Genomic DNA, 18,197 nt, shown 5'->3' on the forward strand with positions numbered 1-18,197 from the left:
TATATGCCCCGCAGGGAATCTATTCCTTATGAGGCATATATCCCAGCGACATTGCACTGCATCCGCATGCGGCAAGCGAGGAGACGGTATGGGCACACATCTGCCTTCCACCGAGTTCGACGAAACAGCGGTAGACGACCAGCGCGAGGCTGATGCCGAGGCGGTCATGGGGGAACCCCCGGCGCAGATGGTCCAGCTCCTGGGCCCGGACGGAAAGCTTGGGTTCGATCCCGTCTTCACCGAGTACGCGGAGAAGATCACTCCTGAAGCCCTGCGCGGCCTTTATGCGGACATGGCGGCCATCCGCCGGTTCGACGTCGAGGCAACGGCCCTGCAGCGCCAGGGACAGCTTGCACTCTGGGTCCCGCTGACCGGCCAGGAAGCCGCGCAGATCGGTTCCGGCAGGGCCAGCCGGCCGCAGGACTACATCTTCCCCACCTACCGCGAACACGGCGTGGCACTGACCCGCGACGTGGACCTCGCCGAACTCCTCCGGCAGTTCCGCGGAGTGTCGAACGGCGGCTGGAACCCGAAGGACACCAACTTCCACCTCTACACGCTGGTCCTTGCCGCCCAGACGCTCCACGCCGTGGGCTACGCCATGGGAATCCAGCGCGACCAGAAGCTGGCGGCAGCTACGGGAGCCTCCGGTTCAGGGGAGGACGCTGCCGTCATCGCCTATTTCGGTGACGGCGCCAGCTCCGAGGGCGATGTCCACGAGTCCATGGTTTTCGCTTCCTCCTACAACGCCCCGGTGGTGTTCTTCTGCCAGAACAACCACTGGGCCATTTCCGTGCCCACCAACGTTCAGACCCGTGTGCCGCTGTCCAACCGCGCCAAGGGGTACGGCTTCCCGGGCATCCGCGTGGACGGAAACGACGTGATCGCCGTCCATGCCGTCACCGAGTGGGCTCTGGAGCACGCGCGCCAAGGCAAGGGCCCGGTCCTGATCGAGGCCTTCACCTACCGTGTGGGCGCCCACACCACTGCCGATGACCCCACCAAGTACCGCCAGTCGTCAGAAGAAGACGCCTGGCGGGCAAAGGACCCGCTGGCCCGCGTGGAGAAATACCTCCGCTCCGAGGGCCTGGCCGACGACGCCTTCTTCGCGAAGGTGAAGGCCGACGGCGATGAGCTCGCCGCCTACGTCCGGCGCACCACCCACGACCTCGAGACTCCTGACATCCGCTCTGCTTTCGCCAACACCTACGCCGAAGCCCACCCCCTGGTGGCGGAGGAGCTTGCATGGTTCGAGGAGTACAGTGCAGGGTTCGCAGCCGGTGAGCATGGCGAAGAATCGGCGCAGGCAGCAGCAAAGGCAGGCCACTGATGACCACAATGACTATCGCCAAGGCCATCAACGAAGGCCTCCGCGCGACGCTCACGCAAAACCCTAAATCACTGCTGATGGGTGAAGACATCGGGCCCCTGGGCGGGGTGTACAGGGTGACCGACGGACTGATCGGCGAGTTCGGCCCGGACCGCGTGGTGGATACACCACTGGCCGAATCCGGGATCATCGGAACCGCGATTGGCCTCGCGCTGCGCGGCTACCGGCCGGTCTGCGAAATCCAGTTCGACGGTTTTGTCTTCCCCGGCTTCAACCAGATCACCACCCAGTTGGCCAAGATGCACGCCCGCAGCAACGGCAACCTCACGGTCCCGGTGGTCATCCGGATCCCGTACGGCGGAGGCATCGGTTCGGTTGAGCACCACTCGGAGTCCCCGGAGGCGCTGTTCGCGCACACCGCAGGCCTGCGTATCATCACGCCGTCCAATGCGCATGACGCGTACTGGATGGTCCAGCAGGCCGTGGAGTGCCAGGATCCTGTCATCATTTTCGAACCCAAGCGCCGGTACTGGCTCAAGGGCGAGGTGGACGTGCAGGCGCCGGGCCGGGCGGGGGACCCCTTCAAGGCCCACGTCCTCCGCAGCGGCACGGATGCGACCCTGGTTGCCTACGGCCCGCTGGTTCCGGTTGCGCTGGCCGCCGCCAACGCAGCCGAGGAGGACGGCCACAGCGTGGAGGTGATCGACCTCCGGTCCATCTCGCCGCTGGACTTCGATACCGTCACGGCCTCCGTTCAGAAGACCGGACGGTTGGTCGTTGCCCATGAGGCACCCACGTTCGGCGGTATCGGCGGTGAAATCGCGGCCCGGATCAGCGAGCGTGCCTTCCATTCACTGGAGGCTCCGGTGATCCGCGTTGGCGGATTCCACATGCCCTATCCGGTTGCCAAGGTGGAGGAAGACTACCTTCCGGACATTGACCGCATCCTGGAGGCGCTGGACCGCGCCCTCTCCTACTGAGGCTTTCCAACCAAGGACACCATGACTCTCAACAAGTTCAACCTGCCCGACGTCGGCGAGGGACTCACCGAGGCCGAAATCGTCTCCTGGAAGGTCAAGCCGGGCGACGCCGTCGCCATTAACGACGTCCTCTGCGAAATCGAAACGGCCAAGTCCCTCGTGGAACTGCCGTCTCCGTTCGCGGGAACCGTCACTGAACTGCTGGTCCCCGAAGGCGTGACCATCGACGTCGGCACCGCGATCATCAGCGTCAGCGATGACGTCGCCGGGGACCCGACACCCGCGGACGTCCCTGCGCCTGAGATGCCTGTCCAGCCGCTCTACGGAAAGCTTCCGGCGTCCGACGCCGACTCAACGGGAAGTGCCCCCGCCGCCGACAGTGCGTTGGCCGGAGGGCCCCTGGTTGGCTCCGGGCCAAAGGCGGACGCCGTCAAGCGGCGGCCAAGGATTTCGACCAGCTCCACCACCAGGGGCCCGGCGGGTGCACTGTCCGTCAACGCCCCGGAGGTGGAGCCGGTCCAGCCCCGCACGCCGGCCGAGGTGTCCGCAAGGCCGGGGACACCGGCAGGCACTGCCACCCGGGTGCCAGGCGAAACCGCCGTCGACGCCGTGGACAACCGCCCTACGCTGGGCGGCACCATCACCGGCCTGGTCAACAAGGTCCTGGCGAAGCCCCCGGTCCGCAAGATCGCCCGGGACCTGGGCATTGACCTGGCGGACGTGGTGGCAACCGGATCACGCGGCGAGGTCACCCGGGAGGACCTGGTCAGCTACCAGGCCCAGCGGGACGCGGAACTGGACAAGGCGGACGGGTTCTGGGGGAAGGCCGGCAAGCCGCAGGACCAGAGGATCGAACGGATTCCCGTCAAGGGCGTCCGGAAAGCCACGGCGAAGGCCATGGTGGATTCCGCATTCGCGGCGCCGCACGTCAGTATTTTCGTCGACGTTGATGCCAGCCGCACCATGGAATTCGTCAAGCGGCTCAAGGTGTCCAGGGATTTTGAGGGCATCAAAGTCTCGCCGCTGCTTATCCTTGCCAAGGCCGTGATCTGGGCGGCCGCACGGAACCCCAGCGTCAATGCCACGTGGGTGGACAACGCGGACGGAACCGGCGGCGCCGAGATCCACGTGAAGCATTACATGAACCTGGGCATCGCGGCAGCCACACCCCGCGGGCTGATGGTGCCCAACATCAAGAACGCCCAGGACCTGTCCCTGAAGGAACTGGCGCTGGCGCTCAACAACCTGGCCGTCACCGCCAGGGCCGGCAAAACCCAGCCCGCCGAGATGCAGGGCGGCACGCTCACCATCACCAACATCGGTGCCCTCGGGATTGATACCGGCACGCCCATCATCAATCCGGGCGAGGTTGCCATCGTGGCCTTCGGAACCATCAAGCAGAAGCCCTGGGTCCTGGACGGGGAAGTGATCCCGCGCTGGATCACCACCCTTGGCGGATCATTCGACCACCGCGTGGTGGACGGCGACCTCTCCGCCCGCTTTATGGCCGACGTCGCTGCCATCCTTGAGGAGCCGGCGCTCCTCCTGGACTAGGGCACCACTGTGGCCGCCGACAGCAGCAGCACCATCCGGCTGAAAAACCGTGCCGCACGATGGCTGACGGAGGTGTTCCAGCCGCCCGTGGTGGTGAGCATCCAGTTGCTGATCAGCCCCATGACGCAGCCGGGGTTCCCCGGAACCATCGGCTACGGAGCGCTGGCCGCCCTGTTCGTCTGCGTGCTACCGCTGTTCCTGCTCCTCCTGCTGGTACGGATGGGGAAGGTGACGGACCACCACGTCAGCGACCGCCGGCAGCGTGCGCCTGTGCTGCTGATGGCGTTGGCCTGCATCCTGGCCGGGCTCCTGGTGCTGGAAGCGGTGGGGGCGCCGCAAAGCGTGGTGGCAATGGTCCTTGCGGTGGTGGCGGGGGTCGTGGTGCTGGCGGCCGTGAGCCCGTTCTGGAAGATCAGCGGGCATGCGGCTGCGGTGTCCTCTTCAGCCGTGATCGCCGTGCTCATGCTTGGGCCGGTCTGGCTTCCGCTGCTGCTTCTGGTACCCGCCGTGGGCTGGTCCCGCGTGGTGCTGCGCGCGCATTCACGGGCACAGGTGATCGCCGGCGCGCTCTTTGGCGGCGTGGTGATGGGCGGGATCTGGTGGGCCCTCGAAGGCTGGATGGTTCCTTAGCCAAGCACCCGGCAGGACGGGTGTCCGCTCCCTAGTAGGAGGTATGCGCGGCCAGCATCTCGAGGGTTGCCGGGTCTGCGGTGGTACCCAGGACCACTGCGGCACCCGTCATGAGTACAGCCATGGCCGCTGCCATGCCGGCCCAGGCCGTCAGGAGCTTCCAATCCTCCCGCAACACGCTGCCCACGGTCTCGGGAAGCCTCAGGCCTGGGGCGATGAGGTTCGGCGCGCTGTCCACGCTGCCGTCGTCCAGCAAGGCGACCACCCGGTCATTGCTGCGGTCAACCCGCATGGAGCAGATGTGGTTGCCGTGGCGGGCAAGGAGGATGTCGTGGCCTGCCAGATGGCGGCGCTGGAGGGTAATCATTGGGGCCCCTTGATGGTGGTGGTAGTGGGTGTCCGCACCGTTGGGGGCTTATCCAATTTTATCGTCGGGGCAGCACCGGAAAGGCGCTTTCGGGCGTGAGAACGGACACCATGCAGGGGCCTGGCTCCCGCATGGTGTCCGTAAAGCCGCTACTCGGCGTCGTACGTGTTTGCGATGTAAACGTCGCAGGGGGCATTGTGGGCAACGCTGTTGGCTACGCTGCCAAGCACGCGGCCAATACCGTGCATCCTGCGGTTTCCCACCACGATGATCCGGGCTTCCATCCGCAGGGCCTCCTTGATGAGTGCATCGGCCGGCCGGCCGCGGGCGGCGGAGTACGTCACCTTGATGTCCCTCCCCAGCGATTCTGCGACTGTCCGTGCCACGTGCTCGGCGGCATCCGCGTCGGACACGATCCACCGGTCGCTGCCGCTGCCGAACACCTCGGTCTTGTCGCTGTCGAAGGCGGACACCACATGGAGGGAGGCGCCGAGGGCCGCGGCGAGGTCCCGCGCCGCTTCGGCTGCTTTCTTTGCCGTCCCGCTGCCGTCCACCCCTACAACGATGATTCCGCTCATGTGTGCTCCTTTGCTTGGTTTCGGTGGCGCTTGGTCAGGCCAAGGCTACAGCGCGGCGATGGCTTCCTGCAGCACCGGCGCCAGGCGGCGCACGCCTTCGGTGATGGCTTCCGGGGGCACGGCGCTGAACGCCAGGCGCAGCTTGTTGGACGGTTCGTCCGACGGCGTGAAGGCGGCCCCGGGGATGAACACCACTCCGGCGTCGATCGCCTTCTGCAACAGGGGATAAGTGTCCACCCCCTCCGGGAGGGTCACCCATACGAAGAAGCCGCCCTCGGGGCTGGTCCAGGTGGTTCCGGCCGGCATGTGCTCGGCCAGGGCGGCGAGCATGGCGCTGCAGCGTTCGGCGTACAGCTCGCGGTAGGTCTGGATCTGGCCCCTCCAGTCGTAGTCGCGGAGGTACGCCGAGACCAGCATCTGGTTGAAGGCCGGCGGGCAGAGCGTCACGGCCTCGGCTGCCAGGTAATACCGGCGCTGCAGGTGTTCGGGAACCAGGGCCCAGCCGATCCGCAGGCCGGGGGCGAAAATCTTGGAGAAGGAACCCATGTAGATGACGTCGTCCGGGTTTTCTGCGCGGAGCGGCTTAAGTGGCTCACCGCCGAAGCGGAGCAGGCCGTAGGGGTTGTCCTCGATCACCAGGATATTCGCTTTGCGGCATATGTCCACCACCTGCTGGCGGCGCTCCTTGGCCAGCGTTATCCCTGAGGGGTTGTTGAAGTTGGGGATGGTGTACAGGAACTTGACGTTCTTTCCGGCCGTCTGGAGGGCGGCAATCCGCGCCTCCAGCAGTTCCGGCACCAGGCCGGACTGGTCCATCCCTATGGTTTCCACCTGCACCTGGTACGCCTCGAAGGTGTTGAGTGCGCCCACGTAGGTGGGCTCCTCCACGAGGACCACGTCGCCCGGATTGCAGAAGACCTTGGTGGCCACGTCCTGCGCAGACTGCGAACCGGCGGTGATCACCACGTTCTGCGGAAGGGCGTCGAGAATGCCTTCTGCCGCCATCACCTCGCAGATCTGGGCGCGGAGCTCCTCGGATCCTTGCCCGCTGCCGTACTGCAGTGCGGTCAGCCCGTCGTCGGCGATGATTTTCGCGGCCGTCGCGGCGAGCCGGTCCAGCGGGAGGGACTGCAGGTAGGGGCTTCCGCCGGCAAGCGAGACAAGCCCTGGACGCATGGAAATGTCAAAGACATCCCTCACCGCTGACTGTCGGATGTTCGCGGCGCGTGCTGAAAACAGTTCTTCATGGCGGTGGGCGGAGGTTGCCGCCCGCTCGATGGCATCAATGGCTTCGGCCGGCAGCGTCCCTGCTGCGGCGTCAAGTGTTTCGTGGGTCACATCATCAGGATACCGCGGAGTGTTGCCTAAAAAGCAACACCTGTATATCAATGAGTCACCCGGGTTGTGTGCCCGGCCCTTGGAAGCAGGGCAGCCCTAGTCGAGCTCCAGCGCCTCCGCCAGGCTGCGTCCGTTCACGTAGATCTCTGCCCTGATGGCGCCGGCGGCCGCTACGGCTGTTTGCGTGAGCTGTGCTTCCATGCGGGGCACATCGCAGGTCCCTCCGGGCCTAAGGACGCCGGTGAGGTACACCGTGACGGTGGTGCCGTCGAAGCTGCCGGAAAGGAACTTCAGCCGCGACCCGGACAGGGCGTTGTAGGCCTTCGGTTCATGCTCGGACAGCGCCTCCCCGGGCGGGTCCAGCAGCGCGCCGATGGCAGCAGGAAGCGCCTCCGCGGCAGGGCCGGCGTGGGCTATGCCCACCAGGCTGTCATTGCAGCCAAAGCGCACTCCGTTCCTGCCGCCGTCGTCCACGAGCACGTAGTACGCGGTGACCGTGCCGGCCTCGGATTCGCCATGGATGGTGCCGTCCGGGAGCCCAGCTTGCGCCGCCCCGGCTTCGGAGCTGCCGGTTGCCGGAACGGATGTAGCCGGCGCGTCCGGTCCGGCAGCGGGGCCGGATGAGTCCGGCGGCACGGCGGGAGCCTCCGGCGGCGCGGCGTCCCGGGGCTGCGGTGCGGGGGTAAGGGACTGCGGGGCTTCTGCCGTCGCGCCCCTGTTGACTGCCAGCGGGGCGGAAGGTGCCTGCCTGGGCTCCTGGGGGGCCTGGACTACGCAGGCGCCGAGCCACAATGGAAGCGTGAGGCTGGCCACTGCTGCTGCCCGCAGCCTGGCCCTGCGTTCTCCTGCATTCCACCCTGCTGGCATGCCTGCACCGCATTCCTTGTCCGGTCCGGTGGATTAACGTTACGGCCGGGGTTTTGGAGCGGGAATGCCGGGAAGGTACCGGTTGGGATAAGAGTTGGTCACGGGAGCGCGGCAGGCAGCGCCGCAGTCAGGACGTCGGCTGGCCCGGCCATACCCTGCCCTCCCATGGATCGTAGTCCGCAATGAGTTCCTCCTGCTCCGGGCGCTCCGCCTCCGGGACGTGCTGCAGGTTCACCCGCACCCGGTACCAGAGCGAGCTCGATCCGCGCATCCCGTCCACCATGACGTCTGCTGGATGGAGGTCTTGGACAAGGCCGGCATGCCGGGACTTCCACTCCCCAAGGGCGGCCAGCGCCTCGGGCTTGGTCCTGGTCCGGGCCACTTCGATGAGCGGCATCACCGATTGCCGGCGGCCGGAGCCGTCCCCGGCACGCGGCGCCTTCTCGGCGGGTCCCAGCTCGGCAGCCAGGGCCAGGAGTGCATCCAGGGTGCCCACGGCGTCGTCGATCCGCGCGTGGGGGTCGCCCATATCAGCGAAGCGCCCGGGCACTGTTAGGACCGTAAACTGTTCGGGCCGGGCGGAGCGGACTTCATCCCACGTCAACGGCGTGGAGACCCGGGCGTCGGGCAGGGGTCGGATCGAGTAGGCCGATGCCACGGTGCGGTCCTTGGCGTTCTGGTTGAAGTCCACAAACACACTCTCACCGCGCTCCTCCTTCCACCACCGCGCGGTGGCCAGGCCCGGAGCGCGGTTCTCAACCTCACGGGCGAGGGTCTCTGCGGCGAGCCGGACGTCACGGTAGGACCACTGCGGCGCGATCCGCACCAGGATGTGGAGCCCGCGCGAGCCGCTGGTTTTTGGCCACCCCGCCAGGCCGACGTCGTCGAGCACCTCCCGCGCCACATAGGCGACGTCGACGATCTGCGACCAGTCCACGCCCGGCATCGGGTCAAGGTCCACGCGGAGCTCATCGGGGTGCTCCAGGTCCTCGGCGCGCACGGGATGCGGGTTAAGGTCCAGGCACCCGAGATTCACCACCCAGGCCAGGCCGGCGGCGTCCCGGATGACCGCCTCTTCGGCCGATGTCCCGGACGCGTAGTGCAGTGTTGCGGTGTCAATGAAGTCCGGGTGGTTTTCCGGCACGCGCTTCTGGAAAAACGGCTCTGCGCCGATGCCCTTGGGGAAGCGCTTGAGGACCATCGGCCGCCCGCCTGCACCGCGCAGTGCGCCCTCCGCGACGGAAAGGTAGTACCGCACCAGGTCCAGCTTCGTCAGCCCCGGTTCCGGGAACACCATCTTGTCGGGGCTTGAGATGCGGACTTCTGTCCCGGCAATGGAAAGGGTCTCGGCCGGGGTCTTCGACGGGCTCATTCCGTCACGCTAGCAACGATCGGATGCGGCAGCCAGAGCGGGAGCGGCCGCCGCGTTAAACCGAAGTGCCCGGCGCAGATCTCTGCACCGGGCACCGCGGACGGCCAGCTGGCTAGGCTGCCGGCCGGGCGGCCGCGAGGGCGTCGAACACACCCTTGATCTGCTCCACCACCTCAGCGTCGTCCTTCGGGTGGATCTCAGCGAAGCGCACCATGGAGCCGGGCACGGCGAGCTTGACGTCCTCGAGAACCCGGGCGCCGGCGATGCCTGCAGCCTTGCGGGCCTCGTCCTGGGCCCAGACCCCGCCGTACTGGCCAAAGGCAGTTCCGACGACGGCGGTGGGCTTGCCGGCGAGGGCGCCGGCGCCGAAGGGGCGGGACAGCCAGTCGATGGCGTTCTTCAGGGCGGCCGGCACCGTGCCGTTGTGCTCCGGAGTGACGAGCAGCAGCGTGTCCGCCCCGTTGGCGGCGGCGCGCAGCGCGGCAGCCGCCTCGGGCACCTGGCCCTCGACGTCGATGTCCTCGTTGTAGAACGGAATGTTGCCCAGGCTCTCGTGGATCACCACGTCCACCTGCTCCGGTGCGTTCAGCTGGATTGCCTCGGCAAGTTTCTGGTTGGTGGAGTCGGCGCGGAGGCTGCCGACGAGGGTGAGGACGGTGCTCTTGGTCATGGGAACTCCTGGATCAGGGCTGCGGGAGGGCCGCTGCCGTTGGAAAGCTGGGGCAGTTACTGCCTTCACCCAGAGTAAACGGACCGTAGTCCGTTTATTATTCCCGGGCCTTAGAATAGCTGATGTGAGCTTCATCCCACTGCGGCCCGGCCTGACCCCGGAGCCCTCCCCCGAACGTAGCGACGCCGCGCGGAACCGGGAACGACTGCTGAAGGCTGCGCAGGAACTTATTGAGGAGTGCGGCGCCCAGGGCCTGACCATGGACCGGCTCGCTGAACACGCCGGTGTGGGCAAAGGCACCGTTTTCCGCCGGTTTGGCAGCCGGGCCGGGCTGATGCTTACCCTCCTGAGTGAATCGGAGGCTGCCTTCCAGGCGCGCTTCATGTTTGGACCGCCGCCGCTAGGGCCGGGCGCTCCCGGGCTGGAACGGCTCATCGCGTTCGGTGCCGAAAGAATCGCCTACGTGATGGAATTCGGCGAGCTTGTGCTCGCGGCGGAGAACGCAGCCCGGGGCCGCTTCGAAGCGCCTCCCGCGGCGCTCTGGCACCGCCATATCGAGGTGCTGCTCCGGGAAGAGGGATTCGAGCCCGACCCCTGGCTGATGGCGGGATCCTTGAGCGCAACCCTTGATCCGGAGCGGCTGCTGACCCTGGTGAGGGTGCACGGAGTTACCCCCGAACGGTTGGCGGCTTCGTGGCGGGAGCTTGTCACACGGGTGGTCCGCGGCGCGTAGATTACGCCAGTTTTGTGCCGGCCGTCCAGTCACACGAACTTCACAAACTTATTCATAACGATCTGATACGGGCGGGTAGCTTTCCGGGCGTCCGCCCGCATTTTCGCTCGGGGCTTGTGATAGTTTCCTCTGGAATGTGACCCGCGACATAGTCCATCAGGACCTGGCCTGCCAAGGCTGCGGGAGGCCAGCTACCCGCTGGTGGAGGACCCGATGACGCGGCACAACCCCCGCTGAACCGGGGATGACGGAAGGATCCAGCACGTGATTGTTGACAGGGCCAAGAACCCGGCGCACCAGTGGATACCGCTGTGCTCCTTCCCCCGGCCCGTGGCGGCGAAACGGAAATAGCGCCCCATGCTCAGGTACCTCGCCAAGCGCGGCATCACGTACATCTTCATGATCTTCCTGACTACCTCGGCCGGGTATTTCCTGGCGGTCAGTTCCCTGAAGCCCGCGCTGCTTGAGCAGGAACGGATTCCCCGCCCCACCCCCGAGCAGGTGGCAAACTCCATGCGGCTGAAGGGCCTCGATCCAGACCTCAGCCCGTGGGAACGGTACGTCGAATGGCTGACCGGGATCGTGACTCGCTGGGACTGGGGCCGGAGCCCCAACGGCGCCTTCATCAACGCCGAGTTCGGAGACCGTGTCTGGATCTCCACGCGGCTCTTCCTGGCCTCCATCATCCTGACGCTGGTGATCGGCGTGGCCCTGGGGGTCTACTCGGCCGCACGCCAGTACAAGTTCCAGGACCGGGCCATCACTTCGTACAGCTACCTTGCCTACATCGTTCCCGCCCCGATTGCCTACTTCCTGGTGCAGCTGGGTGCCATTAACATCAACGAAACCGTGGGCGAGCGCATCTTCTTCGTCACCGGCATCTCCACACCCGGCATAGAGCCGGGCTGGGCCCAGTTCATCGACATGCTCGCGCACTACGCCGTTCCCACGGTGGCCATCACACTGGTGGGCTGGGGGTCCTACCAGATCGCCCAGCGCCAGTACCTCCTGGACAACGTTAACGCGGACTTCGTCCGGACGGCCCGCGCCAAGGGGCTCACCCGCAACCAGGCCATCTCCCGGCATGCACTGCGCGTCTCCTTCATCCCGGTGGCCCAAAGCATCGCCTTCACCATCCCGGCCATCTTTGCCGGCGGCTTCTTCGCCGAGAAGATCTTCGCGTGGCCGGGCGTGGGTTCGTGGAGCATCGACGCCATCTCGCTCCAGGACGTGAATGCCGCCACCGCCACCCTGGCGTATGGTTCGGTCATCTTCGCCCTGGGCGCCATCCTGGCGGATTTCGCCACCACCCTTGTTGACCCGAGAGTGCGGGTGCAGTAGCCGTGACCAACCTCAATGCAGTGGATCCGGCCGCCGTCGCGCAGGACGCGCACCTGGAGAACGCCGACGTCGTCATTGGCAAGAACACCATCATCTTCCGCCGCTTCATGCGGAACAAGACGGCCGTGGCGGGCCTTGGCATCTTCCTTGCCCTGACCCTCTTTTCCTTTGTGGGCGGATACTTCACCCAATGGGACAAGGAAACCATCGACCCGTTCAACATCGGCATGCCGCCGTCGGCCGAGCACTTCCTGGGGACCTCCCAGGCGGGCATAGACCTCTACGCGATGACGGTGGAAGGCACGCGGATCTCCATCCTGATCGGCCTGATTGTCGGTCTCGTTTCTGTCCTCGTCGCCGCCGTCTACGGCTGCACCATGGCCTACTTCGGCGGCAAGGTGGACAAGGTGATGCTCTTCATCCTGGAAGCGCTCATCATGATGCCGGCCCTCCTGGTAGTGGCGGTGGCCACCAGCGGCGGAGGTGAGGGGCTCAGGCGGAACCTGCCGTCGTGGCTGCTGCTCATCATCGTGCTGCTCGTCTTCAGCTGGATGGGCACGGCACGGCTGATCCGGTCCATGTCCATGTCACTGATGCAGCGGGACTTCGTCAAGGCAGCCCAGTACATGGGCGTCCCGGCGCGCAGGATCGTGTGGCGGCACCTGGTCCCCAACATCGGATCGCTGCTGGTCCTGGACATCACCCGCGGCGTTACCGGTGCCATCCTCGCGGAAGTGGCCTTCTCCTTCATCGGCATCGGCATCAAGGTTCCGGATGTGAGCCTCGGCGTGCTGATCGGCGGCGCCACGTCCCAGGTGCAGACCTTCCCCTGGATGTTCTGGGTGCCGCTGACCGTCATGTTCCTCCTCACCGGGTCCCTGGCCATGATGAACGACGGCCTGCGGGACGCCTTCGACCCCAGCTCAAGTTCATCCGGCAGCGCCAGGAAACGCACCGCCCTGAAAACCCGCGTAAAGGGGAACGCCTCATGAGCAGCGAAACTGCCGCCGGTCCGGTTGGGCAGCCCCAGTCAGCGGTGGAGCGGCTGCACGTCGCGGGCCTGCACGCGCCCACGGACGCAGTCCTGTCCGTCCGGGACCTGAACGTCCGCTTCAACACCGAGAACGGCGTGGTGCACGCCGTCCGGGGAGTGGACTTCGACCTGATGCCAGGAAGGACGCTGGGCATCGTGGGTGAGTCGGGCTCCGGCAAGTCGGTGACGTCCCTCGCCATCATGGGCCTGCTCCCCGCCACAGCCGAGGTCACCGGCTCGGTCCGGCTCAAGGGCAAGGAACTGCTGGGGCTCAGCGACAAAGCCATGTGCGGGTACCGCGGCAATGAGCTGGCCATGGTCTTCCAGGATCCGCTGTCTTCCCTGACGCCCGTCTACACGGTGGGCACGCAGATCATCGAGGCGCTGACCATCCACAACCCCACCATGAGCAAGCAGGCGAAGGAGGCGCGCGCCGTCGAACTTCTTGCCATGGTGGGCATCCCCAGCCCCAAGGAGCGGCTCAGGGCCTTCCCGCACGAGTTCTCCGGCGGCATGCGCCAGCGGGTGATGATCGCCATCGCCATCGCCAACAACCCGCGGGTCCTCATCGCGGATGAGCCGACGACGGCCCTGGACGTGACCATCCAGGCCCAGGTGCTGGAGGTGCTGCATACCGCGCAGGAGGAGACCGGCGCCGCCGTCGTCATGATCACGCACGACCTCGGCGTGGTGGCCGGCATGGCTGACGACATCATGGTGATGTATGCCGGCAGGCCGGTGGAGACGGGTGCAGTGGATGACCTCTACTACAACCCGCGGATGCCCTACACCATGGGCCTGCTCGGCGCCGTACCCCGCGTTGATGTCGCGGAAAAGGCATCGCTGGTCCCCATTGAGGGAATGCCGCCCAACCTGGTCCACACACCCACCGGCTGCTCGTTCGCCCCCCGCTGCCCGCTCGCGGAGGACGCGTGCCTCGATGGCGAACCGGCGCTCCTCCCGGTACCGGGCAGCGCGTACCACAGCGCGGCCTGCATCAAATCGGAGTCCCTGGGCGGTGACGTTGATGCCCACGATGTCTTCGCCGCCCCGCCCGTGCCCGTCTCACGTTTCGACGCCATCCCGCGGGAGGAGCGCTCAACAGTCCTGCAGCTCAAGGACGTGCGCAAACACTTCCCGCTGACCCGGGGCGCGCTGCTCAAGAAGCGGATCGGCACCATCAAGGCAGTGGACGGACTGACCTTCGATATCCGCGAAGGGGAGTGCTTCTCCATCGTGGGGGAGTCCGGCTCAGGCAAGACCACCACGCTGCTGGAAATCATGGAATTCCACAAGGACCAGGATGGCGAAGTGGTGATTGGCGGCATCAGCAACAAGCAGGCCGCCGATGCCCGGACCAAGAGCGCCATGCGCCGTGAACTCCAGATGGTGTTCCAGGACCCCACCGGCGCACTGGATCCGCGATTCACGGTCTATGAAGTGCTCGCCGAGCCGCTCCAGAACGCGGGCATGGACCGGCAGGCCATCAAGAAGCGCATCATGGAGCTCATGAAGCTGGTGGGCCTGCAGCCGGACCACGTCAACCGCTTCCCCAACCAGTTCTCCGGCGGCCAGCGCCAGCGCATCGGAATAGCCCGCGCCCTGGCCGTGAACCCGAAGCTCGTTGTCCTGGACGAGCCTGTCTCCGCCCTGGATGTCTCCGTCCAGGCCGGCGTCATCAACCTCCTCGACAAGCTCCGCGCTGAACTGGGCCTCAGCTACCTTCTGGTGGCCCACGACCTCTCCGTGGTCCGGCACATCTCCAACCGGGTAGCCGTGATGTACCTGGGGAAGATCGTGGAGATCGGCGAGGTGGACCGCGTGTTCGACAACCCCCGCCACCCCTACACCCGCGCCCTGCTCTCGGCCATCCCGGTTCCGGACCCGCAGCTGGAACGCACGCGGGAACGCATCATTCTCCGGGGGGAGCTGCCCTCGCCGCTGGACGCCCCCAAGGGCTGCAACTTCGCCACACGCTGCCCCGTTTTCGCAGCGCTGCCGGCGGCGAAGCAGGAAAAATGCCTGACTCTCGAACCACCACTGGAGCCCGTACCGCCGTCGCCGGCGGCCCAGGCCTTGGCGGCGCACCCGCTGCCCGCCGTGGACCAACGCTTCGCCTGCTTCTTCCCCGACGGGGAGCTGGACGAGGACATGCTGGTGGTCCATGACGCGGCGGACCGCCATGCATCCTAGGTTTTACCGGCCCATCACCAGCACCACCACTCGCACCAACGAAGGGAACACCATGAGGAATCTGAACAGGATCGGCGGAGCGGCGGCAATTGCCGCAGCTCTGGCGCTGACTGCCTGCGGCGGCGGTGGCGGGTCCACCGGGCCGGAAACGGCCAAGGGCCAGGAGGCAGGCAGCGACCTGTCCAAGCTCATCAGCATCAATGAGAAGCCTGCAGCCGATCTTAAACAGGGCGGCAAGGTCACCCTTCCGCTGGGCAACATCGGCCCGGACTTCAATGGGTTCTCCAACAACGGCAACAGCGCGGACAACACCGCGCTGCACCGTCCCATCGACCAGGCGGGAACCTGGGGATGCTGGGACATTGCCTTCGACGGAAAAGTGACTCCGAACAAGGACTTCTGCGAGTCCGTGGAAAACAAGGTAGAAGACGGCAAGCAGACCATTACCATCACGGTCAATGAGAAGGCCGCGTACAACGACGGCACGCCGATTGACGTCAAGGCCTTCCAGAACACCTGGAACATCCTCAAGAGCCCGGACGCCGGTTACGACATTGTCAGCTCAGGAAACTACGAGTTCGTTGAATCCGTGGAGGCCGGCAGCAATGACAAGGAAGTCATCGTCAAGACGAGCCGGCCGGTCTACCCGCTGGACTCCCTCTTCACCGGACTGATCCATCCGGCCGTGAACAGCCCTGAAATCTTCAACGAGGGCTTCAACGGCGAACTGCACCCTGAATGGATGGCAGGGCCCTTCAAGGTGGACCAGTACGACGCCGCCGCAAAGACGGTATCCCTGGTTCCCAACGAGAAGTGGTGGGGCAACAAGCCGGTGTTGGAGAGTGTCGTGTTCCGACAGCTGGAAACCAGCGCCCAGATCGCAGCCTTCAAGAACGGCGAGATCGACGCCATGTCTGCCAACACCATCTCCCTCTACAAGCAGCTTGACGGCACCAAGGACTCCGAGGTCCGCCGCGGCCAGCGCCTGTTCGCCGGTGGCATGAACCTCAACGCCCAGCGCATCACCGACGTGGCTGTCCGCGAGGCGATATTCGCCGCCGTTGACCGCGAAGCCCTCCGGAAGGTCCGCTTCAACGGCCTTAACTGGGAAGAGCCCAGCTCCGGCTCCATGATGCTGCTGCCCTTCTCCGAGTACTACCAGGACAACTACCCCGTGAAGGAAACCGGTCCGGACGCCGCCAAGAAGGTACTGACCGACGCCGGCTACACCGCGAATGCAAACGGCATCATGGAAAAGGACGGAAAGCCTGCCGCCTTCAAGATCAGCAACTTCGGTGACGACCCCACCACCCTTGCCTTCACCCAGACCCTGCAGAAGCAGCTGCAGGCCGGCGGCATGGATGTTGGAATCGACCAGCGGGCTTCTGCCGATTTCGGCAAGGTGCTGGGTTCCCGGGAGTTCGATATGAGCGTTTCCGGCTACACCGTCAGCGCGGACGCCACTGAAGCCGTCAAGCAGTACTACGACTCCAAGACCAACGAGAACCAGTTGGGCGACGCCGAACTGGACAAGAAGATTGCCGACCTGGCTTCCATCGAGGACAACGCCGAGCGCAACAAGGCGGCCATGGAGGTGGAGAAGGAGCACATGGCGAAGTACTTCTCCATGGGCGTGGTCATGAACGGCCCGCAGATCTCCTTCGTCCGTACCGGCCTGGCCAACTACGGCCCGTCCCTGTTCCGCAGCCTGTCCCAGGTTCCGGACTGGACCGCCATCGGCTGGGAAAAGAAGTAGACCCCACCCGCTCTGTAGCGAAGGCCGGCACTCCCTGGGGACAGGGGGTGCCGGCCTTCGCCGTCTGCCCGAACCCTCAACGCTCTCTCACTTAACGTGGGTTTCCTTGGGATGCTCTCTCACTTAACGTGGGTTTCCTTGGGATGCTCTCTCACCTAAGGCCCCCATTTCGGCGTCTCGCATCCAGGCCTGCGGGAGTAGCGTAGGAATATGACCGGGGACCCAGCTTCGCAGCGCACCATCCGTACCGCCGTCGTGGGTTTCGGGCTTTCGGGAAGTGTGTTCCACGCTCCCCTGATAGCGGCGGACCCCCGTTTTTCGCTGGACCTCATTGCCACCTCCAACGCCGGAAGGGACGCCGCGGCAACCGCCCGGTATCCGGGGGTGAGGACAGTGCCGGACGGCCATGCGGTCCTTGCCCGCGCGGACGAAGTGGACCTCGTGGTCCTGGGAACGCCGCCTGCCACCCACTACCCGTTGGCCAAGGCTGCCTTGGAGGCAGGCCTGGATGTTGTGGTGGACAAGCCGTTCGCCGTGACCAGTGGACAAGGCCAGGAGTTGATCACGCTGGCAGGGGAGCTGGGGCGGGTCTTGACGGTGTTCCAGAACCGGCGGTGGGACGGCGACTTCCTGACGGTGCAAAAACTCCTGTCCGCTGACGCGCTGGGCAAGGTCACGCGGTTCGAGTCCCGCTTCGAGCGGTGGTCCCCGGCCATCGCGAAGGCTTGGAAGGCGCGCGCCACGGCGGCGGAGGGCGGCGGTACCTTGTTCGATCTAGGCAGCCACCTGATCGACCAGGCACTCCAGCTCTTTGGCCCGGCCTCCGTGGTCCACGCAGAGTTGAAGGCACGCAGGTCGGACGAGCGGGCGGACGACGACGTGTTCCTGGTACTTCGGCACGAATGCGGTGTTTTGAGCCACCTGACCATGAACATGATGTGCGCCCAGCAGGGACCGAGGTTCCGGGTGCTGGGTTCCGTTGGCGGATTCACCAAGAAAGGCGTGGACCCGCAGGAGCCGTACATTGCCGCGGGCGGCAGCCCGTTGGACGCCGAGTACGGCGAGGAGGCGCCGGAGTGGGCAGGACTGCTGGGCCGCGATGGCCACCTCGACCCCCTGCCCACCGAACGCGGCGCCTACCCCGAGTTCTACCGGATCCTCGCGGACAAAATCCTCGACGGCGGCACGGCATCAGCCCTGCCGCTTCCGGTGAAGCCGGAAGACGCCGTCGAGGCCCTCAAACTAATAGAAGAAGCACGGAAACTTGCGCATTAAGCATCGATTGCTCCGTAAGTGTCGTTTAGGGGGTTCAAAACGACGCGTACGGAGCAACCGATGGACTACTTAAGCCGAAACCAGTTCGTGCCAGTCGGCGACGAGCGGCAGGTTGTGTGCCTCGGAGACGGAGTGGTGTGCCACGTGGCCGGCGGCGATGTTCAGGCCTGCGGCCAGGGC

The 18,197-nt window shown here is 65.8% G+C and carries 16 protein-coding genes; 10 read left to right on the forward strand and 6 right to left on the reverse strand.

The genetic code is table 11. From position 1 onward, the window contains the following. Positions 1-88: 88 nt before the first annotated feature. From pdhA to PV768_RS07205, 4 genes are read left to right on the forward strand one after another with little or no spacing between them, the layout of a single operon-like run. Positions 89-1,330: a pyruvate dehydrogenase (acetyl-transferring) E1 component subunit alpha gene (gene pdhA, locus PV768_RS07190; protein ID WP_321214759.1), complete on the forward strand. Its 1,242-nt coding sequence runs from the start codon at positions 89-91 to the stop codon at positions 1,328-1,330. Continuing rightward, positions 1,330-2,310, forward strand: a complete 981-nt coding sequence (locus tag PV768_RS07195) for an alpha-ketoacid dehydrogenase subunit beta (protein WP_157240306.1) — start codon at positions 1,330-1,332, stop codon at positions 2,308-2,310. Before pdhA ends, PV768_RS07195 begins: the two co-directional genes overlap by 1 nt. 21 nt (positions 2,311-2,331) lie before the next feature. Next, positions 2,332-3,864 carry a dihydrolipoamide acetyltransferase family protein gene (locus PV768_RS07200; protein ID WP_421092647.1) on the forward strand — a complete coding sequence of 511 codons (1,533 nt, stop codon included), beginning with the start codon at positions 2,332-2,334 and terminating at the stop codon, positions 3,862-3,864. 9 nt (positions 3,865-3,873) lie between these two features. Then, a complete protein-coding gene (locus tag PV768_RS07205; protein ID WP_421092648.1) occupies positions 3,874-4,494 on the forward strand; it encodes a phosphatase PAP2 family protein in 621 nt (206 codons plus the stop codon). Between the two features lie 31 nt (positions 4,495-4,525). On the opposite strand, the gene PV768_RS07210 is transcribed toward PV768_RS07205, so the two are convergent. From PV768_RS07210 to PV768_RS07235, 6 genes are all read right to left on the reverse strand, one after another. Beyond that, positions 4,526-4,861 carry a hypothetical protein gene (locus PV768_RS07210; protein ID WP_157240310.1) on the reverse strand — a complete coding sequence of 112 codons (336 nt, stop codon included), beginning with the start codon at positions 4,859-4,861 and terminating at the stop codon, positions 4,526-4,528. Positions 4,862-5,010: 149 nt separating this feature from the next. Next, positions 5,011-5,439: a universal stress protein gene (locus PV768_RS07215; RefSeq protein WP_157240312.1), complete on the reverse strand. Its 429-nt coding sequence runs from the start codon at positions 5,437-5,439 to the stop codon at positions 5,011-5,013. A 45-nt stretch (positions 5,440-5,484) separates the two neighbouring features. Then, positions 5,485-6,777 (reverse strand): PLP-dependent aminotransferase family protein, encoded by a 1,293-nt coding sequence (locus PV768_RS07220; RefSeq protein WP_321214755.1) that lies wholly within the window; start codon positions 6,775-6,777, stop codon positions 5,485-5,487. A 96-nt stretch (positions 6,778-6,873) separates the two neighbouring features. Further along, entirely contained in the window at positions 6,874-7,644 is a 771-nt protein-coding gene (locus tag PV768_RS07225) for a hypothetical protein (RefSeq protein WP_421092649.1), read from the reverse strand. A gap of 127 nt (positions 7,645-7,771) precedes the next feature. Beyond that, positions 7,772-9,016 carry a non-homologous end-joining DNA ligase gene (ligD, locus tag PV768_RS07230; protein WP_421092650.1) on the reverse strand — a complete coding sequence of 415 codons (1,245 nt, stop codon included), beginning with the start codon at positions 9,014-9,016 and terminating at the stop codon, positions 7,772-7,774. A 112-nt stretch (positions 9,017-9,128) separates the two neighbouring features. After that, positions 9,129-9,686: an NAD(P)H-dependent oxidoreductase gene (locus tag PV768_RS07235; RefSeq protein WP_157240317.1), complete on the reverse strand. Its 558-nt coding sequence runs from the start codon at positions 9,684-9,686 to the stop codon at positions 9,129-9,131. A gap of 124 nt (positions 9,687-9,810) precedes the next feature. Between PV768_RS07235 and PV768_RS07240 the strand changes: the two genes are divergently transcribed. From PV768_RS07240 to PV768_RS07265, 6 genes are all read left to right on the forward strand, one after another. Beyond that, the gene (locus PV768_RS07240) at positions 9,811-10,419 is read left to right on the forward strand and encodes a TetR/AcrR family transcriptional regulator (RefSeq protein WP_421092651.1); all 609 of its coding nucleotides are present in this window, start codon (positions 9,811-9,813) and stop codon (positions 10,417-10,419) included. A 357-nt stretch (positions 10,420-10,776) separates the two neighbouring features. Further along, positions 10,777-11,760, forward strand: a complete 984-nt coding sequence (locus tag PV768_RS07245) for an ABC transporter permease (RefSeq protein WP_157240320.1) — start codon at positions 10,777-10,779, stop codon at positions 11,758-11,760. Positions 11,761-11,762: 2 nt separating this feature from the next. Further along, positions 11,763-12,752: an ABC transporter permease gene (locus PV768_RS07250; RefSeq protein WP_321214751.1), complete on the forward strand. Its 990-nt coding sequence runs from the start codon at positions 11,763-11,765 to the stop codon at positions 12,750-12,752. Next, a complete protein-coding gene (locus tag PV768_RS07255) occupies positions 12,749-14,986 on the forward strand; it encodes a dipeptide ABC transporter ATP-binding protein (protein ID WP_421092652.1) in 2,238 nt (745 codons plus the stop codon). Before PV768_RS07250 ends, PV768_RS07255 begins: the two co-directional genes overlap by 4 nt. A gap of 52 nt (positions 14,987-15,038) precedes the next feature. After that, positions 15,039-16,742 carry an ABC transporter family substrate-binding protein gene (locus PV768_RS07260; protein WP_321214749.1) on the forward strand — a complete coding sequence of 568 codons (1,704 nt, stop codon included), beginning with the start codon at positions 15,039-15,041 and terminating at the stop codon, positions 16,740-16,742. Between the two features lie 210 nt (positions 16,743-16,952). Then, positions 16,953-18,017 carry a Gfo/Idh/MocA family protein gene (locus PV768_RS07265; RefSeq protein ID WP_421092653.1) on the forward strand — a complete coding sequence of 355 codons (1,065 nt, stop codon included), beginning with the start codon at positions 16,953-16,955 and terminating at the stop codon, positions 18,015-18,017. Positions 18,018-18,197 lie beyond the last annotated feature (180 nt).

The sequence above is a fragment of the Pseudarthrobacter sp. CC4 genome (assembly GCF_048957775.1).
Lineage (GTDB): Bacteria > Actinomycetota > Actinomycetes > Actinomycetales > Micrococcaceae > Arthrobacter.